This is a genomic window from Ruegeria sp. CDSA079 (assembly GCF_059612245.1).
Genome location: NZ_JBXWQF010000010.1, coordinates 1 through 26,151, shown reverse-complemented (window position 1 = coordinate 26,151; position 26,151 = coordinate 1). Strand labels below are relative to the sequence as shown.

Genomic DNA, 26,151 nt, shown 5'->3' with positions numbered 1-26,151 from the left:
CTTTGGACCCATGACCGATCTTCACCCCGTGCGCCGCGCGTTGCTTTCCGTATCCGACAAAACCGGGCTGATCGAGCTGGGCAAGGCGCTGGCCGAGCGCGGGGTCGAGCTGCTGTCGACCGGCGGCACGGCCAAGGCGCTGCGCGATGCGGGGCTTGCGGTCAAGGATGTTAGCGAGGTCACCGGCTTCCCCGAGATGATGGATGGCCGCGTCAAAACCCTGCACCCAATGGTGCATGGCGGCCTGCTGGCGTTGCGCGACAATGACACCCATGTTGCCGCGATGGATGAACACGGCATCGGTGCAATTGATCTGCTGGTGGTGAACCTCTACCCGTTCGAGGCCACCGTTGCCAAAGGCGCAGGTTATGATGAGTGCGTCGAGAATATCGACATTGGCGGTCCGGCGATGATCCGCGCGGCGGCCAAGAACCATACGTTTGTAAACGTGGTCGTGGACGTAGAGGATTACGACAAACTGCTGGGCGATATGGATCAGCACAACTGTGCGACCTGTCCGAAATTCCGCCGGAAGCTGGCGCAAAAGGCCTATGCCCGCACCGCGGCCTATGACACAGCCGTATCCAACTGGCTGGCCGATGCGCTGGAGCTTGAAGCCCCTAAGCGCCGCGCCTTTGCCGGTGAGTTGAAACAGACCCTGCGCTATGGCGAGAACAGCCATCAGCAGGCTGCCTTCTATACGGACGGCACGAACCGCCCGGGTGTGGCCACCGCCGTGCAGCATCAGGGCAAAGAGCTGAGCTACAATAACATCAATGACACGGACGCTGCGTTTGAGCTGGTTGCTGAATTCGACCCCGCTCAGGGCGCGGCTTGTGCCATTATCAAACACGCCAACCCTTGCGGCGTGGCCACAGGTGCAAACCTGCTTGAGGCCTACAAGGCCGCGTTTGACTGCGACCGAACCTCGGCCTTCGGCGGGATCGTGGCGCTGAACCAGCCGCTGGATGCAGAAACCGCGCAAGAGATTACCGGCATCTTCACCGAAGTGGTGATTGCTCCGGGTGCTTCTGACGAAGCCAAGGCGATTTTTGCAGCCAAAAAGAACCTTCGCCTGCTGACGACCGACGGCCTGCCTGATGTGACAGCAGGTGGTAAAACCGTCCGTCAGGTGGCCGGAGGCCTGCTTGTACAGGACAAGGATAACGGGTTTGTCGGCATGGATGACTTGAAGGTCGTCACCAAAAAAGCCCCGACTGACGAACAGATGCGTGACCTGCTGTTTGCGTGGAAAGTGGCGAAACACGTCAAATCCAACGCCATCGTCTACGTCAAGGATGGCGCGACTGTGGGTGTGGGCGCGGGCCAGATGAGCCGTGTGGATTCGGCCCTGATCGCGGCCAAGAAAGCCGAGCGGATGGCGGATGTGCTGGGCCTGCCCCAACCGCTGACCATCGGATCTGCTGTCGCATCGGATGCCTTTTTCCCTTTCCCAGACGGTCTGATGGAAGCCGCCGACGCCGGTGCAACCTGCGTCATCCAACCCGGTGGGTCCATGCGCGATGACGAAGTGATTGCAGCCGCAGATGAGGCCGGGCTGGCCATGGTCTTCACCGGTATGCGGCATTTCCGTCACTGATGCGGTCTCGCCTGCTTCTCTGGGCGGCTTTGGCTGCCTTTGCGATCGACCAGATCAGCAAGTATCTGGTCGTTCATGTTATGCGCGTGGCTGAGCAACCAAGTGGCATCGACGTTCTGCCGCCGTTTCTTGTCTTCAAATACGGCGAGAATCGCGGCATCAACTTTGGCCTGTTTCAGGGCGACTCCGACACTGCGCGCTGGGTGCTGATCGGCGTATCGGTTGCAATCTGTGTCGGAGTTCTTGTCTGGCTCAGCCGCACGGCCACATCGAATCTCATGCTCTTGTGCGCTGGTCTTCTGATTGGCGGAGCGCTTGGGAATGTGGTGGACCGGGTTCTTTACGGGTTCGTTCTGGATTTCCTGAACATGTCCTGTTGCGGCATCAACAACCCGTTTGTGTTCAACCTGGCAGATGTGTTTATTTTTGCAGGGGCCATTGGTCTGGTCCTGTTTGATGGCAAAAAGCCCTCGTGACGCGCCGAATGAAATGCGATAAAAGCGCCTTAAACAGGCTGGAGACACCAATGCGGATGCCGCGCGCCATTATTGTTCTGACTGTTGCCGCTGCGGTTGCGGCATGTTCGAATCCCGGTCTGCGGGATCTGGCGCCTCCGGGACCCGGTCCGGACGAGTTTTCGGTTTTGCCGGTCAAACCGCTGACGCAGCCTCAGGATTATGCATTTCTGCCCGCGCCTACGCCCGGCGGTGGAAACCTGACGGATCCGAATCCGAACGCTGACGCCGTGGCTGCGCTGGGTGGCAATGCGTCGGCATTGAACCCAAATACAGCTGTGCCATCTTCAGACGCGGCACTGGTCACGGCCTCCAGCCGGTATGGTGTGTCACCCGATGCGCGCCAGGTTGTCGAGGCCGAAGATGCCGCGTTCCGAAAACGCCGTGGCCGCTGGACCGGTTTGCGCCTGTTCCCTGTTGACCGCTATGGGCAGGTCTACGAGCGGCAATCCATCAATCCCTATGCGGAAACCAACGCCGCGCGTAACGCCGGGATTGAAACCCCGTCATCGCCGCCGGGTGAATAATTCTTAACTTTCCGTCATCGGGCTTGAACCCGGGCCGCACCACCGTAGTTTGAATACCAGAAACGAAACGGAGGATGCCCCATGGTTCGGGCCCTGGCCTTATCGGCTGCCCTGATCGCCGCCACCCCGGTTTTTGCCGAGGACGGAAAAGAAGCGGTCACCACATTCACTCTGGACAACGGCATGGATGTCGTCGTGGTCGAAGACCACCGCGCCCCGGTCGTGCAACACATGGTCTGGTACCGCGCCGGATCCGCGGATGAGCCGATCGGGTCGTCCGGTGTGGCGCATTTCCTGGAACACCTGTTGTTCAAAGGCACCGATACGCTGGCCCCGGGCGAGTTTTCGGCCACCGTCGCGGCCAATGGCGGCAATGACAACGCGTTCACCTCATATGACTACACGGCGTATTTCCAGCGCGTTGCTGCCGACCGTCTGGAACTGATGATGCAGATGGAATCCGACCGGATGCGGAACCTGCGCCTGAGTGAAGGGGATATTCTGACCGAACGTGACGTGATCCTTGAAGAACGCAACCAGCGCACCGAGAACAACCCGCGTGCTTTGTTCGGCGAACAGATGAATGCCGCGCAGTATCTCAACCATCGCTACGGCGTGCCGATCATCGGCTGGATGCACGAGATGGAAGAACTGGACATGGAAGATGCGCTGTCGTTCTACCAGACCCATTATGCGCCCAATAACGCCATTCTGGTGGTCACAGGCGATGTTGAGCCTGTTGAGGTCCGCGCCCTTGCCGAGCAGTATTACGGTGTGATCCCGGCCAACGCGGACTTGCCCGAGCGGGTGCGGTCGCAAGAACCGCCACACACGGCCGAACGACGCCTGACCTACAAGGACCCGCGCGTGGCGCAGCCCTATGTGCAACGCAGCTATCTGGCCCCGGAACGCGATCCGGGTGACCAGGAAAAGGCCGCAGCCCTGTTTTTGCTGGCCGAGTTGTTGGGCGGCAGCACCACGTCGTACCTGAACGAAAAGCTTCAGTTTGATGAGCAAAAAGTTGTCTATGCAGGGGCGTTCTATCGCGGCGTCTCGCTGGATGACACGACCTTCGATCTGTTGGTTGTTCCGGCCGAAGGTGTTTCCCTGCAAGAGGCAGAAGATGCCATGGATCAGGCCGTGGCCGACTTTATTGCCGAAGGTGTGAACGAAGACGATCTGAACCGTATCAAGATGCAGCTACGCGCGTCACAAATCTATGCCCGCGACAATGTGGATGGGATCGGCAACCGGTATGGTCGTGCCCTGACCAGCGGCCTGACGGTAGAGGATGTGCAGGCTTGGCCCGATATTCTTCAGGCCGTGACCGGTGATGAAATCATCGCCACCGCCCGCGAAGTTCTGCAACCCGAGACATCGGTCACAGGCTGGCTGATGCGCGATGATGAGGTGACGCAATGAAACGGTTTCTTGCAACTCTGATTGCCTGTCTGGTTGCTCTGCCGGCCCTGGCTGAGATCGAGATCGAAGAAGTGACCTCGCCCGGCGGTATCAAAGCCTGGCTGGTCGAAGATCACTCGATTCCCTTCGCGGCGCTGGAACTGCGGTTTCGGGGCGGCACCTCTCTGGATGATCCGAATAAGCGCGGTGCCGTTTATTTGATGAGCGGCCTGATCGAAGAAGGCGCGGGCGATATGGACGCCCAAACCTATGCCCGTGAACTTGAAGCGCTGGCCGCGTCCTTCAAATATAACGCGGGCGACGATACCGTTTCGATCTCGGCGCGTTTTCTGACCGAGAACCGGGATGAGGTGGTCGACCTTTTGCGAACCACTCTGCACGAGCCGCGTTTCGATCAGGATGCCATTGACCGCGTGCGCGCGCAGATTCTGTCGGGATTGCGCTCGGATCAGACCGACCCGAATGAGATCGCGGGCCTAAACTTTGCAAAGATGGCCTATGGCGACCATCCGTACGGGTCCGAAGGGAAAGGCTCGATCGAAAGCGTTTCGACCCTGACTCGGGATGACGTGGTGGCCGCGTATGACAGCGTGTTTGCCAAAGACCGCCTGTATGTCGGAGCCGTGGGCGACATCACCGCGGAAGAACTGGGTGCGTTGCTTGATACCTTGCTTGCCGATTTGCCCGAGACCGGTAAGCCCATACCGGACAAAGCAGATGTGACTATTCCCGGTGGTGTCAGCGTCGTCGAGTTTGACACACCGCAATCGGTGGCCCTGTTCGGTCAGGCTGGCATTGATCGGGACGACCCGGATTTCTTTGCGGCGTTTGTCCTGAACCACATCCTCGGCGGTGGCGGGTTCGAAAGCCGCCTTATGCAGGAAGTGCGAGAAAAGCGCGGCCTGACCTATGGCGTCGGAACCTATCTGGTACCCAAGGATCTGGCCTCGGTCTATCTGGGGTCTGTGTCCTCTGCGAACGATCGTATTGCCGAAGCGGTTGAGGTGATCCGGGATGAATGGGCTCGTGCGGCCACTGAAGGCATGACGCAGATGGAACTGGACGACGCCAAGACCTATCTGACCGGCGCCTATCCGTTGCGCTTTGATGGCAACGGACAGATTGCCGGGATCATGGTTGGTATGCAGATGGAAGGTCTGCCAATCGACTATATTGCTACCCGGAATGACAAGGTGAACGCGGTGACTTTGGAAGACGTGAACCGGGTCGCTGCCGAACTGCTCGACCCGGATGGCTTGCACTTTACTGTCGTTGGCAAACCGGTTGGTCTGGACACAACGAACTGAACTGGAAGGAGTGAGCGTGGCTCACCCTTTTTTCATACTGCGCAGCATCTCACCCATTATTTGGCCGAATTTGCCTGAGCCGCGTTGATACAGCGCGCCATCCACGGCCAGAACCGTTCCGCTGATATAGCTGGCCATGTCCGAGCTAAGAAACAGGCAGGCATTGGCCACGTCCTGCGGCTGACCCCAGCGGCCCAACGGCACGTCGCGGCGCAACGCTTCTCCGGCATCTGGGGTGGGGGCCAGACGTTTCGCACCCTCGGTGCCTTCGATGAACCCCGGCACGACCGAGTTCACGCGGATGCCCTCGACCCCCCATTCCATCGACAGCGTGCGGGTGATCTGATCGACGCCTGCCTTGGCGGCGCAGACATGGGCTTGGCCCTCATAGGGCAGATAAGATTGCGGTGCGGAGATGTTGATGATGCTGGCACCGGGACGTTTCAGGTAGGGGTAGGCCCCTTTCATCACGTGGATGGTGCCCATCAGGTCGATATCGATTACCGTCTTGAACGCATTCACCGACATCTCAGCTGCCAGTGCCGGGAAGTTGCCTGCAGCGCCTGAGATCAGCACGTCGAAATCACCGAAGGCGTAGTGAAACTGCTTCAATCCATCGGTTACAGCATCCGGATCACGCACATCAAACGCCGCGCCGATCGCGTCTTGTGCGCCCGCTTGTTTCAGCGCGATGACGGTATCATCGACCTTTTCCTGCGACCGGCTTGCGACCGCCAGTTTAGCGCCCGAGGCCGCAAAGGCCTCGGCAATGCCGCGATTGATACCGCTGGTTCCGCCAATGACAATGACGGTTTTTCCTGAATAATCCATGTAGGCCTCCCGTGGCGGGAGCCCTACTCGCCGTAGGGCACCCAGATGTTCTTCACTTCGGTCGCAGCCTGCAGGAAGCGGCGCGATTGGTCCATGCTCCAGTCAAATGTCGTCGCGTTATTGACCCAGGTGCGTTTCAAGTTCCCGGCCGAGACCGCTTCGATCTCTTTCGACAGGTCAGTGGACGAAAATGACCAGACCGCATCCACGTTCAGGTGCGAGGCCAGCGGTTTCGCCAGTTCCGCATGACTGCCGGTCAGGATGTTGACCACGCCTGCGGGGACGTCAGAGGTCTCAAGGATCTGGTAGAAGTCCGTCGCTGCCAGCGGATAGGGTTCCGAGGAAACCAAAACCGTCCGGTTGCCCATCGCAATCGCAGGCGCCATGGCTGAAACCAGTCCCAACAGGGGCGCTTCATCGGCGCAAAGGGCACCGATCACGCCAACCGGTTCTTTCATCGCAATCGCTACACCCCGGATCGGAACGCCATGGACCTGACCGTCATATTTGTCGGCCCAGGCGGCGGCGGTGAACAGGCGTTGAATCGAGGCTTCGGCCTCTTTCGTACCGTCCTTCTTGCCGGTCATCGCGTCGATCCGAGCCGCGAATTCATCAGCACGCGCCGAGAGGTTTTCGCCGATGTAATACAGGATCTGCGCCCGCAGGTGGCCGGTGGTCCTGGACCAGCCTTTGGCACCTGCAGCGGCCTCAACAGCGTTGCGTACGTCTTTCCGGTTAGCCAGCCCAACGTGACCCAGCAGGCCGGATTTGCCCCAGACAGGCTTCGAATATCCACCATCAGGCCGCGCCTGTTTGCCACCGACATACATCTTGGCGGTGCGGTCGATCGGGTCGACCGGAGCACCTTCGCCCATTGTTGCATCGACCTTCGACAGCGGTTTGGCCTTGCCTTTGGGCTTGGTATAGGCGGCCAGACCTTCCCAACCGCCTTCTCTGCCAAAGCCACTCTCGCGCACACCACCGAAACCGGCGGCGGCGTCGAACAGGTTGGTCGCATTGACCCAGACCACGCCCGCAACCAGTTTGGGCGCGATATCCAGCGCGAGGTTCACATTCTCGGTCCAGACGGTCGCGGCCAACCCGTAACGGGTGTTGTTGGCCAGTTCGACCGCTTCAGCAGGCGTACGGAATGTCGAGGACACCAGAACCGGGCCAAAGATCTCCTCCTGCATCAGCGGGTCAGAGGTTTCGAGGCCAGAGATAAGCGTCGGCGGATAGTAGCAGCCATTTTCGGGTAGCTGGCAGGCCGCCTGATGCACGTGGCCAGCTGTGTTGCTTTCGACCATGCCCTTGATGGTCTGCAACTGGACCGGGTCAACGACCGCGCCCACGTCGATGCATTTGTCCAGCGGATCACCGATGCGCAAGCCGTCCATCCGGGCGCGCAGTTTCTCGTGGAAGCGATCAGCGATACCTTCCTGAACCAACAGACGGGAACCAGCACAGCAGACCTGACCCTGATTGAACCAGATCGCGTCCACCAGTCCTTCGATGGCACTGTCAATATCGGCGTCGTCGAACACGATGTAGGCGGATTTACCACCCAGCTCCAATGTCAGTTCCTTGCCCGAACCCGCAGTCGCCTCGCGGATACGGCGGCCCACAACGGTCGAGCCGGTGAAGGCGATCTTGTCCACGTCCGCGTTCACGATCATCTCGCCCACCGCACCGTCTCCGGTGACGATGTTGACCACGCCCTTCGGCAGCCCGGCCTGCGAACAGATATCGGCAAACAGCAGTGCGGTCAGCGATGTATACTCGGCTGGTTTCAGTACCACCGTGTTACCCATCGCCAGAGCAGGCGCGATCTTCCAAGCCAACATCAGCAGCGGGAAGTTCCACGGGATGATCTGGCCGCATACGCCAAGCGCCTGCGTGTCCGGCAGTTCGCTCTCCATCAATTGCGCCATGCCCGCGTGATAGTAGAAGTGCCGCTGTGCCAGCGGGATGTCGATATCGCGCGACTCGCGGATCGGTTTCCCGTTGTCCATGCTCTCCAGCACCGCGAACAGACGCGAATGCTTCTGCAGCAGGCGCGCAATGGCATAGAGATACCGTGCGCGGCCTGCGCCGCCCAGCTTCTCCCACTTTGGCTGTGCTTGTCGCGCAGCGCCAACAGCAGCGTCTACGTCGGCCTGTTTCGCCTGTGTCAGCTTGGCAAGCACTTCGCCATTAGCTGGGTTGCGGCTGTCGAAGCCTTTACCGGGCTTGGTGAAGGCGCCATCGATATAGTGACCGAACTTGTCACCCTGATCGACCAGCCAGGCCAGCGCCTCGGCAGCACTTTCGGGGGCGGGGCCGTAATCCATGGTCTCGAAAATCTCTTTGACTGTCATTGTTCTTGTCCTCAGCCCATGGAGTGACGGTAGCCAGCCGAGTAGGTCCCGGTGACATAGTGTTCCAACTGCCGCTCGATGTCGCCCAGCAGCGATGACGCTCCAAAGCGGAACAGATCCGGCTCCAGCCAACGGTCGCCCAGCTCGTCCTTGATCAGCGACAGATAGACCAGCGCATCCTTGGCTTTCGAAATGCCACCCGCAGGCTTGTATCCAACTCGATACCCGGTGCGATCATAGTAATCGCGGATCGCTCGGATCATCACCAGAGACACTGGCAGGGTGGCGTTGACGCTTTCCTTGCCGGTCGAGGTTTTTATGAAATCCGCCCCCGCCATCATGCAGACCAGCGAGGCGCGCGCGACGTTGCGCAGGCTGCCCAGTTCACCGGTCGCAAGGATGGCTTTGACATGGGCATCGCCGCAGGCCACGCGGAAAGCCTTCATCTCTTCATACAGCGCCTGCCAATCGCCCGACAGCACATGACGGCGCGAGATCACGATGTCGATCTCTTCTGCACCGGCTTTCACGCTTTCTTCGATCTCTGCCACGCGCAGGTGGAAAGGGGACAGGCCCGCCGGGAAACCTGTCGAGACAGCAGCAACCGGAATGCCGGTGCCGTTCAGCGCGTTCACGGCGGTTTCGATCATGTCGTGATAGACACAGACGGCGCCCGTGGTGATCGGCGGCATTTCCAGCGTTTGGAGGACTGAAGGCGCAACGGGCTGGCGCGCCTTGGCGCACAGACGGCGCACGCGACCCACGGTGTCATCGCCGGACAAGGTGGTCAGGTCGATCATCGTGATCGCCTTCAGCAGCCACGCGGCCTGATACTCTTTTTTCACTGACCGACGCCCGGGCAGGGTGGCTGCCCGACGTTCAATCGCGGAAGTGTTGGCCTGAACAGCGCGGACCCAATCCAGATCCAGTTCCATGCCGGGATTCCGGGGTTCAGTCACTTGCGGCAGATGCGCGGTGCGCACGGGGCTTTCTGAGCTCTGCGTATCCATAGTCACGTCCTTTGGGAGGTTTGCGACAAAATCGCATGGTAGGCCGTGGAATGGAAGGTGTTGAGAGGATTTGATAGGGAAATTTTTGACCAAATGGACAAATAAACATGACTTTCTTGCGAATAATTCGCATTAGCGTTGACTTAGTTGCGAGTGGTTCTCATATTTATCCTAATCAGGACGCGAAATTGAGGTCTAAGATGATTCGTCGGAGTTTTCTTTGCACATTGGTGCTGGCGGTTTCACTGCCACTGGCAGCTTGGGCCGAGGCACCGCTCAAAGTGGTTGCCACGACGGGCATGATCGCGGATGCGGCGCGTCAGATCGGTGGCGATCAGGTTGAAGTCAAAGGGCTGATGGGCCCCGGCGTGGACCCGCATGCCTATCGCCAGACCCGCAGTGACATCGCGGCCATGACCCGCGCGGATCTGATCCTGTGGCACGGTCTGTATCTGGAAGCGCAGATGGAACATTTCTTCCATGATCTGGGGCGCAAACGGGCCGTGGTCGCAGTTGCTGAAGGGGTCGATAAATCCAAACTGCGTGCGCATGATGATTACGCCGACAAGTTTGATCCACATGTCTGGATGACACCCAAGTTGTGGCGTGATGTTGTACTGGAAATCCAGACTGCATTGACTGAAGCACGCCCCGAAGCGGCCGAGGTTTTTGCCGCAAATGCAAAGGCCCATCTGGCTGATATCGATCGTCTGGCAACGTATGCCAACAACGCGTTGTCTTCCGTTCCGGAAAGCAGCAAGGTTCTGATCACCGCCCACGACGCCTTTGGTTATTTTGGCGAAAGCTTCGGGTTCGAGGTTTTGGGCATTCAGGGAATCTCGACCCAGTCCGAGGCTGGTCTGAACCGGATTGGTGAACTGGTCGATCTGCTGGTTGACCGTCAAGTCACGGCCGTCTTCGTTGAAAGCTCGGTCTCGGATCGTTCGATCCGCGCGCTGATCGAAGGTGCGGCTGCCAAGGGGCATGACGTGAAAGTCGGGGGCGAGCTGTTCTCGGATGCCATGGGTGAAGAGGGTACTTATGAAGGTACCTATGTCGGAATGCTGGACCATAACATCACTGTCATTGCTGGTGCTTTGGGTGGCGATGTGCCGGGTCGTGGCATGGACGGAAAACTGTCGGCGGGATTTTGATTGATGTTGGACCTGATCAGCAATGAAGGCGTGACAGTTGAGGCGCAAAGGTTGGAAGACAGCCCCCTTGCTGTGCGCGGACTGACAGTATCATACGGGCAAAAGCCTGCGGTCTTTTCGGTTGATATGACCGTCCAGCCCGGTGCGATGACGGCGATCATCGGACCGAACGGGGCCGGGAAGTCCACTTTGCTCAAGGCGGCGCTTGGTATCGTTTCGCCTCTGTCAGGTCAGGTAACCGTATTTGGTCAGCCATTGGACAAGCAGCGTGCGCGCATTGCTTATGTTCCTCAGCGCGCCAGCGTGGATTGGGATTTCCCGACACGCGTGATTGACGTGATCCTGATGGGCCTGTCGCGTGAGCTTGGGCTTCTGGGACGCGTTCGCGCCCGTCACAAGGCCTGCGCGATGGACTGTCTGAACCGTGTCGGAATGCGGGACTTCGCGGATCGTCAGATCGGGCAATTGTCCGGTGGCCAACAGCAGAGGGTATTTCTGGCCCGCGCTTTGGCGCAAGGGGCGGATCTGTACCTTCTGGATGAACCTTTCGCCGGGGTGGACGCCGCCACCGAGAAGGCCATTATTGCGGTGCTGAAATCCCTGAAAGACGCGGGCAAAACAGTTGTGGTGGTGCATCACGATCTGGCGACCGTGACCGATTACTTCGACCACGTTTTCCTGATCAATACCCGCAAAGTGGCCGAAGGGCCGGTGTCCGAGGCTTTCACTGCGGAAACGTTGCAATCCGCTTATGGAGGGCGGCTGGCAACCGCGCAGATTGATCAGATTTCGCGCGCACTGGGGTAACACATGATTTGGGACGCTCTGACCCTGCAGCTTGGCTATAACGCCACGCTGGTCGCCATTGGTGCGACTTTGCTGGGTGTATCGGCGGGTGTGACGGGGACGTTCCTGTTCCTGCGCAAGCGCGCTTTGGTCAGCGACGCAATCAGCCATGCAACACTGCCGGGCGTTTGTCTGGCCTTCATGGTTTTGGTCGCGCTGGGTGGGGATGGGCGCAACCTGTTGGGCTTGCTAGCAGGGTCAGCGATTTCGGCCTGGGTTGGGCTTCTTTGCATGAATTGGCTGACGCGCCGCACCCGACTGGCCGAAGACGCAGCGATCGGCGCGATCCTTTCCGTCTTCTTCGGTTTTGGTATCGTGCTTTTGACAATCATCCAGACCATGGGTGTAGGGCGTCAGGCGGGGTTGGAGGGCTTCCTGTTGGGCTCGACCGCCGGAATGCTTTGGGCGGATGCGATGATCATTGCCATCGGTGGCGCGGCGACGCTGCTGCTGGTTCTGATCCTGCGCCGTCCCATGACTCTTGTTGCCTTTGACCCGGAATATGCTGCGGCCCGTGGCTTGACAATCCATCGCATCGACCTTGCGATGATGGGGTTGGTCATGGCTGTCACTGTGGTCGGCCTGAAAATCGTAGGCTTGATCCTGATTGTGGCTCTGCTGATTATTCCGGCGGTCACGGCGCGGTTCTGGTCGGAGCGTTCGGAGCACGTTGTCCTGCTTGCCGGGTTTGCCGGAGGTCTGGCCGGATACATCGGCGCTGCTATTTCCGCTTCTGCCCCCAACTTGCCGACAGGCCCGATCATCGTTCTGGTCAGCTTTGCGTTTTTTGTCCTGTCCCTGTTCTGCGCCCCAAAGCGCGGGGTGCTGGCGGCGGTCTTGCGGCATTTACGCTTTCAACGCCGGGTGCATATCCGTCAGGGTCTGTTGGCACTGGCGCAGGGGCAGAAGATCTACGAACCGCTCACACTGCGCTTGCTGCGCCGTGCGGGTCTGGTCCGGCCAGACGGGGTCGCCACTGACACCGGCAAGGCGCGGGCCGCCAAGGCGCTGCGCGACGAAAAACGCTGGGAGATCGTGCGCGGGGATCAGGCGCATGAGGCGACGGCTGCGCTGTATGACGGGTTGCGGGATATCGAAACCGTCATGACCCATGATCAGATCGCTGAAATCGACCGTCAAATTGGTGGACCGCAGGGGGTACCGGCATGAGTGGTGAGGAGTTTGTACCGCTGTCGTTGACGCCGCTGCTGATTGGCACATTTGCGGCCATTGCCTGCGCCTTGCCCGGCAATTTTCTGGTGCTGCGCAAACAGGCGCTGATCGGGGACGCGATCAGCCATGTGGTGCTTCCGGGTATTGTTGTGGCGTTCCTGCTGACCGGGGCAATATCAACCTGGCCGATGATGCTGGGTGCTGCGGGCGCTGCAATTGTGGCTGTGGTTCTGATCGAGGCCATTCGCCGACTGGGTCAGATCGAACCCGGTGCAGCCATGGGCGTTGTCTTTACCGCAATGTTTGCGGCGGGTGTTTTGCTGCTTGAACAGACGGACACCTCGACTGTGCATCTGGACGTGGAACATGCGCTTTATGGCAACCTTGAAAGCCTGATCTGGCTGGATGCAACCGGCTGGGGATCATTGCTGGATGTCGAAGCCCTTGCAGGTCTGCCGCCTGAACTGTCCCGGATTGCTCTAACGCTGGTGGGTGTGTCTGTGTTCACCTGGCTGTTCTGGCGACCGCTGAAGATTTCCACCTTCGATGAAGGCTTTGCGCGCACGATCGGCATTCGAACGGGTGCCTTGGGCATGGCACTGGTCATTACCGCGGCCATCGCGGCGGTGGCCGCATTCGACGCAGTAGGCTCGATCATCGTGATCGCCATGTTCATTTGCCCTCCGGCTGCGGCCAGAATGTTGACCAACCGGCTCGAGGCGCAGATTGCCTGGAGTATTGTGTTCGCCACAGCCTCGGCAGTGTCGGGCTATGTGCTGGCAGGCTACGGCCCTTTATGGCTGGGCGGGTCGGATGCGGTCAGCGCGGCGGGCATGATAGCCACGATGTCAGGTTTGATACTTGCCGCAGCCGCTATGTTCGGACCCTGCCGTGCGCGTATCGGGGCGCACACATCTGCGTGACCCGGCATGTTCCTGCCACACCTGCCCGTGCGTCGTCGGCCAATCTCTGCCCAGATGCCCAAAAGGTTAATCTTAAGAAGATTATTGGGCAGGCACATGTTACACGCCCACTATTCATTAACTGACTCACACCACTCACTTGGTGCGTCCGGGTGGACCTGAAGGCAAAGCCGTTCACGGCCCCCCGGACACCTTTTTTCTGATCAGAAAACCTGCGCAAACCAGTGGCAGAATCGCGTGCGATTGTGCTAGGTTTAGCGGTATGGCGCAAACAAACCCCAATATCGGCGAAAATCGCCCGGTGATCCGACAGCTGGACGATGCTGCAATCAACAGGATTGCTGCCGGTGAGGTGGTGGAACGTCCGGCCTCTGCTGTGAAGGAACTGGTCGAGAACGCTATCGACGCAGGGGCCACGCGGATTGCCATCGATATTGCAGATGGGGGCAAGACCCTGATCCGTGTCACGGATGATGGTTGCGGTATCTCGCCCGATGATCTGCCGCTGGCGTTGTCCCGCCATGCCACGTCAAAGATCGACGGGTCAGACTTGCTGAACATCCACACCTTTGGTTTTCGGGGTGAGGCGCTGCCTTCTTTGGGCGCGGTCGGGCGCTTGACCATCACCAGCCGCGTGCCGGGCGTGGATGCGGCGCAGATCCACGTTGCGGGCGGCAGGATGGACGCCGTCAAACCCGCCGCCCTGCGCACAGGCACAGTGGTCGAGCTGCGCGATCTGTTCTTCGCCACACCGGCCCGGCTGAAGTTCATGCGCACCGACCGGGCCGAGGCACAGGGCATCAGCGACACAGTGAAACGGTTAGCGATGGCCGAACCTTCCGTGACCTTCACCCTGCGCGATGTGTCTGGAGGCGGTGAGGGCCGTGTCACTTTCCGTGCGGATCGCGAGAACGGAGATCTGTTCGACGCGCTCCACGCCCGTCTGGCCCGCGTGATCGGGCGTGAATTTGCCGAAAACGCTCTGCGGATCGACGCCACACGTGAGGGAATCCGGCTTTATGGCTATGCTGCCTTGCCGACTTACTCGCGTGGCGCAGCAGTCGCACAGTATCTGTTCGTCAATGGCCGCCCCGTGCGCGACAAGATGCTGACCGGCGCTTTGAGGACTGCATATTTCGACTTCCTCAGCCGCGATCGTCATCCGGCGGCGGCTTTGTTTATCGACTGTGAACCGACGCTGGTGGATGTGAACGTTCATCCCGCCAAATCCGAGGTTCGGTTCCGCGACCCCGGCGTTGCACGTGGCTTGATCGTGTCCAGCCTGCGCCATGCACTGGCCGAGGCTGGACATCGGGCGTCCTCGACCGTGGCCAACGCGACCCTGGGCGCGATGCGGCCGGAACCGGCGCAACCGACCCCGGCGCGGGTGTATCAGATGGACCGTCCTTCGCCCGCTGCGCGGCAGGCGGCCTATCGGGCGAAGTCTCCGGGCTTTGCTGAACTGGCCCATGATTACAGCGGCAGCATTGTCGAACCGAGCCCAATTACCCCGGTAGCGGAAGCACAAGACTCCCAACCGCAGGACTTGCCTTTAGGGGCCGCGCGGGGGCAGGTGCACGAGAATTACATTATTGCGCAAACCGCCGACGGTATGGTGATTGTGGACCAGCACGCCGCACATGAACGGTTGGTCTATGAGAAACTCAAAACTCAGATGGCCGAGAACGGCGTCGCGGCGCAGGCGCTTCTGATCCCTGAAATCGTGGAACTGTCGGAAAGTGACTGCGCACGTCTGATGGCCGTTGCGGATGATTTGACGCGCTTTGGCCTGACGGTTGAGCCTTTTGGTGGCGGAGCTGTCGCTGTGCGTGAAACCCCGGCCATTCTGGGTGAGGTCGATGCCCGCGCGATGATCCTCGATATCCTCGACGAACTGGCCGATCAGGGCGAAAGCCAGATGGTTCAGGCAAAGATCGAGGCGATCCTCAGCCGGGTGGCCTGCCACGGTTCCGTCCGGTCCGGCCGCCGGATGCGCGCCGAAGAAATGAACGCCCTGCTGCGCGAGATGGAGGCGACACCGCATTCCGGTCAATGCAACCACGGTCGCCCGACCTATGTGGAGTTGAAGCTCAGCGATATCGAAAGGTTGTTCGGACGCAGTTGATCCGTCGTTCAGAACCTATTAAGAAGATAGAAACAAAACGAGAACATAAAGACTGACATGATCCAGATAGCAGGCACCCAGATCCCACTGAACGACCCGGTTCTTCTGACCGCCGGCGGGGTTGTCCTGCTGATCCTGCTGCTTTTGTTCCTGTCTTTACGGGCAGCCAATCGCTCGGCCCGGATGGCGGAACCTCTGGCGCGGCAAATGGCGCATCTGGGCCAGCATGTGCAGCAATTGGGGCAGGGGCAAGAGCAAATGCGAGGTGGCTTGCAGCATGTCTCGGACACGCAGGCCAATGCGCAGGTGCAGGTGATCCAAACGGTCGAGGCGCGTCTGTCCTCGGTCCAGCAGCAGATGAATGACCGGCTGGCTGATAACGCCATGAAGTCTGCACGTGCGCTGGCCGAGATGCAGGAGAGGATGAAAGAATCCCTGCATGGGTCATCGAAACAGACCGCGACATCCTTGACCCAATTGCAGGAGCGTCTGGCCGCGATCGACAAAGCGCAGGACAATATCACCAAACTGTCCGGTGATGTTCTCAGCCTGCAGGATATCCTGTCAAACAAGCAGACGCGCGGTGCGTTTGGGGAAATTCAGCTGACTGACATTGTCTCAAAGGCGCTGCCCCGGGACAGTTTCAAGTTGCAGGCCACGCTGTCCAACGGGCGTCGTGCGGATTGCCTGATCCATCTGCCGAACCCTCCGGGCCCCATCGTGATCGACAGCAAATTCCCGTTGGAGGCGTATGAGGCATTGATCGGTGCGACCAATGACGCTGAGCTGAAAGCGGCCTTGCAGATGTTCCGCAGTACGGTCCGCAAACACATCACCGACATTGCCGAGAAGTATATCCTGGACGGTGAAACCGCCGATGGTGCGCTGATGTTCCTGCCGTCCGAGGCCGTTTATGCTGAACTTCACGCCAAGTTCCCTGAGCTGGTTCAGGAGAGTTTCGCCAAGCGCGTCTGGATCGTTTCACCCACCACCTGCATGGCGACGCTGAATACGATGCGCGCGATCCTGAAAGATGCGCGCATGCGCGAACAGGCCGGTGCGATCCGCAAAGAACTGGGGTTGCTGCACAAGGATGTGGATCGTCTGGGGGATCGTGTGAACAATCTGGACCGCCATTTTGGACAGGCGGCCAAGGATATCTCGGAAATCAAGATCAGTGCGGAAAAAGCCGGCCGACGGGCGCAACGTCTGGACAATTTTGATTTCGAGGAAATCGCATCTGATGCCGCGTCAGACGTTGTGCCGTTGGCGCGTCACGAAGGCTGAAATCACTGGATCGACAGGTCCAGATTGTACCCCACGGTTTTGCCTGTGTCCCTGTCATTGCCCATCAGGTAGACGCGGATCGTGTAATCTCCTTCGTCTGGCAAGTTGATCCGGGCAGTATTGCCGTTAATCGATCCATTATAGATCGCAACGCCGTCGCTTCCCGGTGGAAGGATGTTGAAGTAAATCACGCCGTTTCCATTGGTGTCACTGACCTGAAGGTCGGCAAACATCTCCTGTCCGGCTTTGGCGCCCAGCACATAGTCGAAATATTCATCGCCAGTGACAGTCCCGCTGACCATGGTGCCATAATTTCCGGACTCAAACTGTACCTCAGCCGTCATTTGGGCTGATGCGCCAGCTGCAACGCCCAGCAAAAGGGTCGACAAAAGTAGTTTTCCTGTCATGTCTGTGTCCTTTCAAGTCGGCCTGAGGTGGAAATCACCAGCAGGTCAGATGCGTAGGAAGGGCTGGAACAGGCGCGGCATGAGCTTGCTAAACTTCAGCGGCGCATCCGTGACCGCAAGACAAATGCAGTCTTCCGAGATATCAGCAACGGGTGAGTGTTCCAGATTCTCGTCAGCGATTTCAACATCACCGCGAGCGAAGTGATCAACCTCGTCCGAAAACGCGCCTTGCAGTACCATTGTCAGTTCCATGCCCTGATGACCGTGGTCCGGGACCGCCGCACCGGCTGGAATGAACAACAATCGCGCTGTGGCCTCTTTGGTGGTCGGCAGGATGGCCTGCTTCACGCCCATGCCAATCGATTTCCAGCGAATGTCTGCGACGGTTCCACCCACGTAGTCCTGCAAGGGAGTTGGCAAAACAGAGCAGCCGGCGCGCGCGGGTTTGGGGGTCGGTGCGCCCTGAGCTATCAAGGCCATGGTTGCCACCAAAGAAGCATCAGAAATGGCGACTAAACCTGCTTGATCGTCCAGAACTTGCCCACCAACGGCGTCAAAGCTCTCGGCCCGTGCGCGGCAATGGTTACACAGGGACAGATGGGTCGCGACCATTAGATCGAACGCCTCGGGCAAATTCCCCGCAGCATAAGCCATCAGCAGGTCATCTGTCAGGTGATGTTTAATCGACTTGCTCATCTCACTCATCTCAGTTCATTGCATGGCGCAAGCGGTCTAGCGCCAGCCTTATACGTGATTTGATCGTGCCCAGGGGCAACCCGGTCTGTGACGCAATTTCCCCGTGGCTCAGATCCCCGAAATACGCCTTCTCGATCAGCTCTCTCTGCGCTTCCGGCAACGCCAGCATGGCGGTGCGCAGCTGCGCGGTTTCCTGTTGCAGTGCGATGACGTCTTCCTGGTCAGGCTCGGCCTCGGGTCCCCATCCCAGTTCCTCGGGTTCGGGGCGGCGTTGCTTGCGCAGCACGTCGATGCGCTTGTTCCGAGCAATTGTGAACACCCACGTGGCCACGGTGGCCCGTGTTGGATCGAACAGATGGGCCTTGTGCCACAAGGTTGCCATCACCTCTTGCGCGCATTCTTCGGCCATGGTGGCATCAGACCCTGACTTCATCAGGAACCCCTTGATGCGTGGCGCGAAGTGCTGGAACAACTCGGCAAAGGCCGACTGGTCCTGCGCATCCCGGATGCGCTTGACGTGTTCCACCCACTCGGATCTGGTGTCGCAACTGTCTTTTGTTCCGTTCACCTGTCTACCCTTGATGCGTTTCTTCCCGCGCCAAGGCTGAGGGGCGGCTGTGTCAACCGCAGGTTCGTCCAAGGTCGCAGTATTGATCTCGGTAAACATAACCACATTACGGGCCGCACCCCAAGCCGGATCACTTTATCAGGACATTATGATCCAACCTGCGCCAAATTCCGTACTATAAATGTATGCATTGGACAGAAAACGATGCTGTTTTAGGCAGTTATGGGCAGGTCTGAAAACAAACAATGGCAAAAGAAATAGATCATATCGCTGGCCACACCTATCACGGGCGCAAGGGCGGGATCGAAAATGCGTTTCGGTATTCGATCGATTACATTTTGTTCGACCCTGAGGCACAGCTGAAAACGCCGCTACTATTTTCACGTGACCGCGCAAATGTCGCCAACTGGCGCACGAGCGATCATGGTGGCGCGCCCGGTAAAGGTGAAGGTGCCGCGTGGTTGCGTGCCCGCTTTGACAAGATGGCTGTGCCGCAACCGGCGCACATCATGTTGCTGACTCAGCCAAGGGTTCTGGGGCATGTCTTCAACCCGGTGAGCTTCTGGTTCTGTTTTGACGACAACGGCCAATTCTACGCCGTCGTAGCCGAGGTGACGAACACCTTTGGGACGCGACACAGCTATCTGTGCCACAAGCCTGGTTTTGCAGCCATCGAGCCATCAGACCGGGTGGTGGCCGATAAGCTGATGCATGTCTCTCCGTTCCAGAAGATCGAAGGCACCTATACGTTCCGGTTCGATTTTCGCGTGGACAGGGTCGGTGTCTGGATTGACTATACACGGCCCGACGGTGGGCTGATCGCCACACTGACCGGACCGCGCCAGCCACTGACAAATCGTTTGATCCTGTGGTCTTTGCTTCGGCGTCCATTTGGGGCTCGGCGGACCTTTACGCTGATCGTTTGGCAGGCGTTGAAACTGTGGGTGAAAAAGGCATCCTTCCGCCCGTTTCGATCCGAGCCTGTACCAGAACAACCGATATCCCGAGCGCGGGACTGATCGCTGGTTTGCTTAAGATCAAAGACTCAGGCCCCCTTCGATGGTTGTGATGGCATGACAACCGCGAACAACAGGAGCTGAGGACATGTTGGAAATTTCGGCAAGGAAAGTTGCCCAAGTGGCCATGATGGGCCGCGAACTGAACCGGGCCGAGGGTGAGCTGCGGGCGTTCATCGGCCGCATGGGCGAAGACGAGCAGGCCGAGCTGGTCGCCATCATGTGGATCGGCCGCGAAAGCTTTTTCGCTGAAGACCTGGCCGAGGCCATCGCAACCGCCAAGTCCGAAGCCTCGACCCCCTGCGCCGACTACCTGATCGGCACCCCGCATCTGTCGGACCACCTTGAGAACGGACTGGATGCGTTGGGCATCTCGGCTGAGGATGTTGAGAACGACCTGATGTAATTCACCTCGTCGACCAAGTGCCATGGGTGGCGGTTCGCCCGCCATCTGATTTTAATCATTGAATAAGATGCGTGTTGCGGATGCATTTAGCAGATACGCTTCGGCGGATCTGATCCACCGCGCGCTTCCTCCGAACCTATCTAAACAAACCTTAATGAAGCGCTTTGATAACGTTAAGGCAGCGTTCCCAAATTTGATGTCAGGAAGACAACGCACATCAAATTCAGGAGGACAAAGACATGGTACATACCCAGACAGCAGACACCCGGAACGGCCTTTTTGATGGCCTGTTTTCGAAATACGCCGATGGAAAGGTCGAACACTTCCGTCGCCGGATTGTTGCAAAAACTGTGCGCGATCTCGAAAGGCTGGACGACCAGCAACTTGCCGATATCGGTATCCAGCGGGACCAGATCAAACGGCGCGCGTACGAGAGTGTTTATTACAACAAGCCTTACCGGCAGTGATACCGAACTCAGCCGGATTTCAAGTTACCCAAATGAACCAGTCAGTGAGGTTATCAGTATGTTTGACGTTATCCCGCCCATCAATCAACCGTCCCCTGCGGCCAGCGCATTGCTGCTGTTCGACCGTGCCATGCGCATCCGAGCGATCAGCCCTGACATTGTCCGCGCGGCCCAGCATCTGAACGCTTTGAACGATCACCAATTGTCAGAGCTTGGCATCAATCGCTGCGATATCGAAGACACGATTGAGCGGTACATCTGAAGGCCCGAATAGGGAAAGCTAGACATGCCTAAAGAAGAACAATGAAAGCCATTCCAGCAAACCTGGGATGGCTTTCTTCTTTCCACTAGTTCAGATGATCGACGATCTGCAAATGTTGCGCCAGTTTATCGATCTCACCCATCCATTCCTGCACAAGCTTCGGGTCGCTGGGTGCTGCGTGAACCCCGGCTGGAATCGCGCGGTTCAGGACGGCCTCAATAGCCATTGAGACGGGGATAGACACCAGACGCGCCATCGCGGTGCCGCGCGCATCACCCCACGCGTCCATGACATAGGTTTTGTTCCAAACCTCGATGCCGTCCTTCTCGGCCTTCAGGCCAACGCACAGCACAACCCGGTCAGGCTCGCCTTCTTCATAGGCGTTTTCGTCCCAGAACTGATCTGACATCTCTTTCAGACGTGCATCGCCTTCAGGCCCCGACAGGGTTTCAATCTCGGTGAACACATCCGACCATGCATCGGCCCAGCCGTTCAGGCGCAGGGTGCCGCGGACGAATTCCTTGACCGGCCAATGATCCTCGAAATGGTATTGCGCCTTGAACGGGATCGAGTCGCGGTTCGGGTAGACTTCGAAGCTTTCCGGGGTCGGAAGCGGTGCAACATAGCTGCTGATCGCGTCCCACGGGCGGGCTACGTCCAGCGGAGCATAGTCACGGATTGATTTCGAAGGCGACCGCAGCGCCTTGAGCACACCCAGAGGCGACCAGCTGAATTTGTAGCGGAAGGGGTTTGGGGTTTTGGGGATACCACCGCAGTATGAGATAAAGCTTAGGTGGTTTTCCGGGTCAAATGCTTCTGAGGCACGATAGTCGTCGACCAACGCATGGGCCATCAGGTGGTCGATGCCCGGGTCCAGCCCGACTTCGTTGACCAGAACCACACCGGCTTCGCGCGCCTTGTCGTCCAGTGCACGCATCTCGGGAGCGATGTACGATGACGAGACGAAGTTGGCCTGTTTCGAGATCGCCAGTTCTGCCAGTGGAACATGCCAGTCGCCCGGCAGCATCGAGACGATCACGTCGCCTTTTCCAAGCACCGCGCCAAGTGAATCAATGTCGAAGGCTCGGATATCGTCGGTCAGATCTCCGACCTCGGCCTTGGCCTTTTCGATGGTTCGGTTCCAGACGGTGACCTTGTGCCCGCCCTCTATCAGGCGGCGCAGGCCGGGAATGGCCGACAGGCCGGTGCCACACCAGTGAATCGTCATCGTTCAGAGTCCTTCGATATGGGTATTGTAGGTTGATTCTGCCCGACCCCAGACACCGCTGTCCAGATCATTCAATGTCAACAAAGAAGGCAGCAGTTGTGCGGCATAGTCTTCCGAACTTTCGACCGGCAGCATCGACGGCAGATTGTCGATGGCCATCACGTCCATCACCGGATCATTCGCCACACGCAGGGCCGGCGCGTCCCATGTGGTTGCGCGGTCATAGACCGGAACTGGGTTGTAATCACTGTCCGGGTCGCAGGCCACGTCACCAATGGCGGTCAGGTTGCGCGGGGCGGTCAGGGCCTCTTGCGGGACAAAAATAGGCGTACCGGGGCGCGCGAAAATGCAATTCAGGAACAGATCGTGGTCCAGGATCTCCGGGAAAGGTCCACCGCTGGAAGTTTCAGCCATATCCCATTTGGTGACAGCGACGCCCATCGCTTCGCACAGATCGGCAGCACCAGTGCCAACGCGGCCCAAGGCCCCGATGACGATGGCGCGCGGTCGGGCGGTTCCGGTGGCGTCCAGTTCAGCCAACAGTTCGTCATTCAGCACGTCCTTGCCCGCGTAGACACCTACGGGCGGGCATACCTCGCCCCGCAGCTGCGCGGCCCATGCTTTCAGGGTAACTGCCGCACCGGCATACCCGGCCCAATAGCCAAAGGCGGCAACCCGGCGGCCGTTTTCATCCACCAGATATTCCAGATCATACAGCGTACCGCCCCCGGCTTTGAACCGTTCCAACAGCGCGCGACCAGAATGCTGGCCCTTGTAGGCATGGCCGAACATGATGTGGCGATGGGGCAGGGGCGTGCCGTCCTCGGGCAGTTCCTTGAGACCGAAGATGATCGCGTCCAGCGGGGCTTCGGGCCAGGAGTTTTCAGCCGCGATCTCGCAGCCTGCGTCTTTGTAGCCGTCAATCGGAATGGCACGGACATGGCTTTCCTCGACCGTCACGCGGATGCCAGCCGCAATCAGCGCTGCGGCGCCTTCGGGGGTCAACCCAACCCGTTCCTCGTTCGGGCGCTGTTCTGCCCGGACCCAGAGATGTGTCATCGTATTTCCTTTTGTCAGAGCATTCCGGCGGCACGGACCGCCTGAACCGAGGGCCGTGCCTCCATCGCTTCGCGGAAGGCGAGAATTTTGGGGAAGGCCGTGACATCGACGCCGTCACCTTCCAGCCAACTGCAAACCACATAAAGGTAGGCATCTGCCAGCGAGAACGCCTCACCCAGCACAAGCGGACCACGCAACCCGTTTGAACAGATATAGTCACAGGACGCAGTCATCGTCTGCGCCACCTTGTCTTTCATGTCCTTCCAGCTGGATTTCTTGTCGGCCCAGCGGTGGCCCCGCATCTTGTGGGCGTGGTTCACATGCATGGTCGAGGCCAGGTACAACATCACCTCGCGCATCCGCGCGGCCATGACCGGATCGGCGGGCACCAGCCCGGCTTCAGGTGCTTTGGCCGAGATATACTCCAGCAACGCTCCGGTTTCGGTCAGGATGCCGCCATCAACAACCAGCGCCGGAACGCGGCCCTTTGGGTTGATCTGCCTGTAGGCAGGTTTCGTCTGCTCGCCCCCGGCAAAATCAAGCATGATCGCTTCATACTCAAGTCCTGCCTCTTCCAGGGTAATCGCAACAGCGACCGAGATGGTGCGGGGGGCATAGTAAAGCTGCATCAGAGGTCTCCGATCAAATTACAGGTGTGTCTGCGCGAACTGCCGGTCGGGTGCTTCCAGATGCGGAACGGCGTTGAACAGAACCGGGCTTAGCTGAGCCCCAATCGGGTGCAGACGATGCATTGACGTGTTCATGATGGCAAGGGCCACCCGCGCCATGGACGGGATGTCCAGCCCCATTGCCTGCCGCACCACCATCGAGATCAGCGCGCCTGATGTCACCACGATGGCCGGTCCGCCTGCGGTCCCGATCTCGTGCAGCGCGTCGCGGACGCGGGTTTCGAATTCGTCAAAGGTTTCGGGCGTGTCCTCGATTTCCCCACTGGCCCACGCTGTAAATGTCTTTGGCAGATGCTCGACAAAGCCCTCGCGATCCGTTGGGATCGCAACACCGTGCTGTTCTTCGAACAGTTGCGCAAGCGTGAAATACTCAATCTCATTGAGCCGGGCATCTTGCACCGGATTGACCAACCCCATGCTGGCGGCTGTTTCAGCATGGCGAGTCAGAGTGCCGCAAAAGACGCGGGGATAGTGGCTGCGGGTGTCACGAAGATGCGCGCCCAGCCAGCGGGCTTGCTGATGCCCCAACTCGCTTAGCCTGTCATAACTTACTTCGTCGCGCGCTGCGGTGTTGGCCTGTCCGTGACGCACCAATGTAATATGTGACATGTTAGTCCCTCTTGCGCAGACGTCTTAGGGCAGGTTCCACCCCGGGACCAGAGGGGTTTCATGTGCCATTGAAAAAATCCTCGCTGTGACCCGGTTTGTGGCTATGGTCTGCCCAAGGAAAACTCGGAGGATGTCATGTCGGTCAATCACACGCGGTTATTGGCAGATTTGCATAAGTTACGCGAATTTGGGGCCTCGGGTGTCGGCAAGGGCGTGATCCGACCGGCATACTCAGAAGCGGATATTGCTGCGCGCAAATGGCTTGCAGAGCGCATGTCTGACGCCGGGCTGACACCACATTTCGATCGGGTCGGAAATCTGTTCGGGTTGGCCGAAGGCCCTTCGTTGCTGATGGGATCGCATTCCGACAGCCAACCCGAAGGCGGCTGGCTGGATGGCGCGCTGGGTGTCATTGCCGCGTTGGAGATCGCGCGCTCCAGTGAACGGCCCATCTCGGTCGTCAGCTTTCAGGACGAAGAAGGGCGGTTTGGTGTGACCACTGGCTCTGCCGTATGGTCCGGTGGCCTGCCGTTGGATCAGGCGGATGGGCTGACGGATGGCGCGGGTGTCAGCTTTGGTGCCGCCCGTGCCTCAATGTCCGGGATGTCCGGTGACTTTGTGGACCCTTCCCGGTTCAGCGGCTTTGTTGAGATGCATATCGAACAAGGCCCTTCCCTGGACGCGGCGGGTGAGCAGATCGGCGTTGTTACCGATATTGTCGGCATACGCGACATGTCGATTACTTTTGAGGGTCAGCAGAACCACGCAGGCACAACACCGATGCACCTGCGCCGCGATGCGTTTCAGGCACTGTCCCTTTTCAACACGCGTCTCAATGACCGTTTCCGCAATGTAGTGACGCCTCAGACCGTCTGGACTATCGGGCGTGTTGACGTGCATCCCAATGCTTCGTCCATCGTTCCGGGGCGGGTTCGGTTTTCGATGCAATGGCGCGATGGCGATGCGGACCGGCTGGTCCGGATGGAAGAGATCATTCGCGCGACAGCTTTGGATGTTGCCGATGAACAGGGGATGGCGCTGGATTACGGCCCGATGCTGGGGCTAGAGCCTGTTGCCATGGACCGGACACTGCGGGAAGCCTTGGAAAGCGGCGCGCAACAGGTCGCTCCGGGGAAATGGCGCCGGATGCCCTCGGGCGCGTTGCATGATGCAACAAACGTGTCGCGCCTGATGCCGGTTGCAATGTTGTTTGTGCCTTCGATCAACGGAATCAGCCACGATTTCGCCGAAGACACCGCAGAAAGCGATCTGCTTGCCGGACTGAACGTGCTCGACACCGCCCTTCAGGTGCTTGGGGGGCAATGGTAAAAGGAGAAGGCAAAATACTGTTTTTTCTGATCCTTGCGGCCAAGTAGGCTGGAGCAAAACAGCGGAAACATTTCCGGGATATTCGGGTTCGAACAAGGCGTGTTGCTTAAGGGAAAAAAGTTTCCTATAGGAACATTTATGTGCATACCTCCGTATGCAGTGCTGTCCAAAGCCGGTGTGTCGGGTGTAAACTGTCTGGAATCGTTGCAATCCGCGCAGCTTGGGGCAGACTGACGGGGATGCGTCAACCCACAGGTACGAAAAGGTATCCGCAATGACTTCACTTAAACGCACGCCTTTGCATTCGTTGCATGTTGAGTTGGGTGGTAAGCTGGTTG

26 protein-coding genes are annotated in these 26,151 nt (G+C 58.9%); 16 read left to right on the top strand and 10 right to left on the bottom strand.

The genetic code is table 11. The features are described 5' to 3' along the window. The first annotated feature begins 10 nt into the window (after nt 1-10). From purH to AC2FJZ_RS12275, 5 genes are all read left to right on the top strand, one after another. Entirely contained in the window at nt 11-1,600 is a 1,590-nt protein-coding gene (purH, locus tag AC2FJZ_RS12295; RefSeq protein WP_496777842.1) for a bifunctional phosphoribosylaminoimidazolecarboxamide formyltransferase/IMP cyclohydrolase, read from the top strand. Continuing rightward, entirely contained in the window at nt 1,600-2,076 is a 477-nt protein-coding gene (gene lspA, locus AC2FJZ_RS12290; RefSeq protein ID WP_496777841.1) for a signal peptidase II, read from the top strand. The genes purH and lspA overlap by 1 nt, the downstream gene beginning before the upstream one ends. A 50-nt stretch (nt 2,077-2,126) precedes the next feature. Further along, nucleotides 2,127-2,642, top strand: coding sequence for a DUF3035 domain-containing protein (locus AC2FJZ_RS12285; protein WP_050605066.1), 516 nt, complete (start codon nt 2,127-2,129; stop codon nt 2,640-2,642). 81 nt (nt 2,643-2,723) lie between these two features. Beyond that, a complete protein-coding gene (locus AC2FJZ_RS12280) occupies nt 2,724-4,064 on the top strand; it encodes a M16 family metallopeptidase (protein ID WP_496777839.1) in 1,341 nt (446 codons plus the stop codon). Continuing rightward, a complete protein-coding gene (locus AC2FJZ_RS12275) occupies nt 4,061-5,371 on the top strand; it encodes a M16 family metallopeptidase (RefSeq protein WP_496777837.1) in 1,311 nt (436 codons plus the stop codon). The genes AC2FJZ_RS12280 and AC2FJZ_RS12275 overlap by 4 nt, the downstream gene beginning before the upstream one ends. A gap of 21 nt (nt 5,372-5,392) precedes the next feature. Here AC2FJZ_RS12275 and AC2FJZ_RS12270 read toward each other — a convergent pair whose 3' ends face one another. The 3 genes from AC2FJZ_RS12270 to deoC are packed head-to-tail and all read right to left on the bottom strand — an operon-like array spanning nt 5,393 to nt 9,569. Beyond that, nucleotides 5,393-6,202: an SDR family oxidoreductase gene (locus AC2FJZ_RS12270; RefSeq protein WP_496777835.1), complete on the bottom strand. Its 810-nt coding sequence runs from the start codon at nt 6,200-6,202 to the stop codon at nt 5,393-5,395. Nucleotides 6,203-6,225: 23 nt separating this feature from the next. Then, on the bottom strand, nt 6,226-8,559 hold the full coding sequence (locus tag AC2FJZ_RS12265) for an aldehyde dehydrogenase family protein (RefSeq protein ID WP_496777833.1): 2,334 nt from the start codon (nt 8,557-8,559) through the stop codon (nt 6,226-6,228). A gap of 11 nt (nt 8,560-8,570) precedes the next feature. After that, entirely contained in the window at nt 8,571-9,569 is a 999-nt protein-coding gene (gene deoC / locus AC2FJZ_RS12260; protein WP_496670679.1) for a deoxyribose-phosphate aldolase, read from the bottom strand. 200 nt (nt 9,570-9,769) lie between these two features. On the opposite strand from deoC, the gene AC2FJZ_RS12255 reads away from it, so the two are divergent. From AC2FJZ_RS12255 to AC2FJZ_RS12230, 6 genes are all read left to right on the top strand, one after another. Then, nucleotides 9,770-10,723, top strand: coding sequence for a metal ABC transporter solute-binding protein, Zn/Mn family (locus tag AC2FJZ_RS12255; protein WP_496777831.1), 954 nt, complete (start codon nt 9,770-9,772; stop codon nt 10,721-10,723). Between the two features lie 3 nt (nt 10,724-10,726). Further along, complete coding sequence (locus tag AC2FJZ_RS12250; protein WP_496670692.1) at nt 10,727-11,530, top strand: metal ABC transporter ATP-binding protein; 804 nt, start codon at nt 10,727-10,729, stop codon at nt 11,528-11,530. A 3-nt stretch (nt 11,531-11,533) separates the two neighbouring features. Continuing rightward, complete coding sequence (locus AC2FJZ_RS12245) at nt 11,534-12,739, top strand: metal ABC transporter permease (RefSeq protein WP_496777829.1); 1,206 nt, start codon at nt 11,534-11,536, stop codon at nt 12,737-12,739. After that, the gene (locus AC2FJZ_RS12240; protein ID WP_496777828.1) at nt 12,736-13,665 is read left to right on the top strand and encodes a metal ABC transporter permease; all 930 of its coding nucleotides are present in this window, start codon (nt 12,736-12,738) and stop codon (nt 13,663-13,665) included. Before AC2FJZ_RS12245 ends, AC2FJZ_RS12240 begins: the two co-directional genes overlap by 4 nt. 262 nt (nt 13,666-13,927) lie before the next feature. After that, entirely contained in the window at nt 13,928-15,790 is a 1,863-nt protein-coding gene (gene mutL / locus AC2FJZ_RS12235) for a DNA mismatch repair endonuclease MutL (protein WP_496777826.1), read from the top strand. Nucleotides 15,791-15,847: 57 nt separating this feature from the next. Then, nucleotides 15,848-17,077, top strand: coding sequence for a DNA recombination protein RmuC (locus AC2FJZ_RS12230; RefSeq protein WP_496777825.1), 1,230 nt, complete (start codon nt 15,848-15,850; stop codon nt 17,075-17,077). Between the two features lie 2 nt (nt 17,078-17,079). Here the strand turns inward: AC2FJZ_RS12230 and AC2FJZ_RS12225 are convergent, their stop codons facing one another. From AC2FJZ_RS12225 to AC2FJZ_RS12215, 3 genes are read right to left on the bottom strand one after another with little or no spacing between them, the layout of a single operon-like run. Continuing rightward, nucleotides 17,080-17,484 carry a hypothetical protein gene (locus tag AC2FJZ_RS12225; RefSeq protein ID WP_496777823.1) on the bottom strand — a complete coding sequence of 135 codons (405 nt, stop codon included), beginning with the start codon at nt 17,482-17,484 and terminating at the stop codon, nt 17,080-17,082. Between the two features lie 45 nt (nt 17,485-17,529). Then, nucleotides 17,530-18,180 carry a ChrR family anti-sigma-E factor gene (locus AC2FJZ_RS12220; RefSeq protein ID WP_496777821.1) on the bottom strand — a complete coding sequence of 217 codons (651 nt, stop codon included), beginning with the start codon at nt 18,178-18,180 and terminating at the stop codon, nt 17,530-17,532. Nucleotides 18,181-18,190: 10 nt separating this feature from the next. Further along, nucleotides 18,191-18,706, bottom strand: a complete 516-nt coding sequence (locus AC2FJZ_RS12215; RefSeq protein WP_496670764.1) for a sigma-70 family RNA polymerase sigma factor — start codon at nt 18,704-18,706, stop codon at nt 18,191-18,193. Between the two features lie 287 nt (nt 18,707-18,993). Here AC2FJZ_RS12215 and AC2FJZ_RS12210 point away from each other — a divergent pair, with 287 nt between their 5' ends. The 4 genes from AC2FJZ_RS12210 (at nt 18,994) to AC2FJZ_RS12195 (ending at nt 20,899) form a co-directional block, all read left to right on the top strand. Continuing rightward, nucleotides 18,994-19,767 (top strand): DUF1365 domain-containing protein, encoded by a 774-nt coding sequence (locus AC2FJZ_RS12210; protein WP_496777820.1) that lies wholly within the window; start codon nt 18,994-18,996, stop codon nt 19,765-19,767. Between the two features lie 85 nt (nt 19,768-19,852). After that, nucleotides 19,853-20,170, top strand: coding sequence for a DUF3775 domain-containing protein (locus tag AC2FJZ_RS12205; RefSeq protein ID WP_050605050.1), 318 nt, complete (start codon nt 19,853-19,855; stop codon nt 20,168-20,170). Nucleotides 20,171-20,409: 239 nt separating this feature from the next. After that, nucleotides 20,410-20,637 (top strand): DUF1127 domain-containing protein, encoded by a 228-nt coding sequence (locus tag AC2FJZ_RS12200; protein WP_050605049.1) that lies wholly within the window; start codon nt 20,410-20,412, stop codon nt 20,635-20,637. Between the two features lie 58 nt (nt 20,638-20,695). Then, nucleotides 20,696-20,899, top strand: coding sequence for a DUF1127 domain-containing protein (locus AC2FJZ_RS12195; RefSeq protein ID WP_496777818.1), 204 nt, complete (start codon nt 20,696-20,698; stop codon nt 20,897-20,899). Between the two features lie 85 nt (nt 20,900-20,984). On the opposite strand, the gene AC2FJZ_RS12190 is transcribed toward AC2FJZ_RS12195, so the two are convergent. From AC2FJZ_RS12190 to AC2FJZ_RS12175, 4 genes are read right to left on the bottom strand one after another with little or no spacing between them, the layout of a single operon-like run. Beyond that, the gene (locus AC2FJZ_RS12190; RefSeq protein WP_496777817.1) at nt 20,985-22,127 is read right to left on the bottom strand and encodes a saccharopine dehydrogenase family protein; all 1,143 of its coding nucleotides are present in this window, start codon (nt 22,125-22,127) and stop codon (nt 20,985-20,987) included. 3 nt (nt 22,128-22,130) lie between these two features. Beyond that, nucleotides 22,131-23,186 (bottom strand): saccharopine dehydrogenase, encoded by a 1,056-nt coding sequence (locus AC2FJZ_RS12185; protein WP_496777816.1) that lies wholly within the window; start codon nt 23,184-23,186, stop codon nt 22,131-22,133. Between the two features lie 14 nt (nt 23,187-23,200). Next, entirely contained in the window at nt 23,201-23,815 is a 615-nt protein-coding gene (locus AC2FJZ_RS12180) for a glutathione S-transferase family protein (protein ID WP_496777814.1), read from the bottom strand. Between the two features lie 18 nt (nt 23,816-23,833). Then, on the bottom strand, nt 23,834-24,484 hold the full coding sequence (locus AC2FJZ_RS12175) for a histidine phosphatase family protein (RefSeq protein ID WP_496670742.1): 651 nt from the start codon (nt 24,482-24,484) through the stop codon (nt 23,834-23,836). A gap of 135 nt (nt 24,485-24,619) precedes the next feature. Between AC2FJZ_RS12175 and AC2FJZ_RS12170 the strand changes: the two genes are divergently transcribed. Further along, complete coding sequence (locus tag AC2FJZ_RS12170) at nt 24,620-25,813, top strand: Zn-dependent hydrolase (protein WP_496777813.1); 1,194 nt, start codon at nt 24,620-24,622, stop codon at nt 25,811-25,813. The last annotated feature ends 338 nt before the right edge of the window (nt 25,814-26,151 follow it).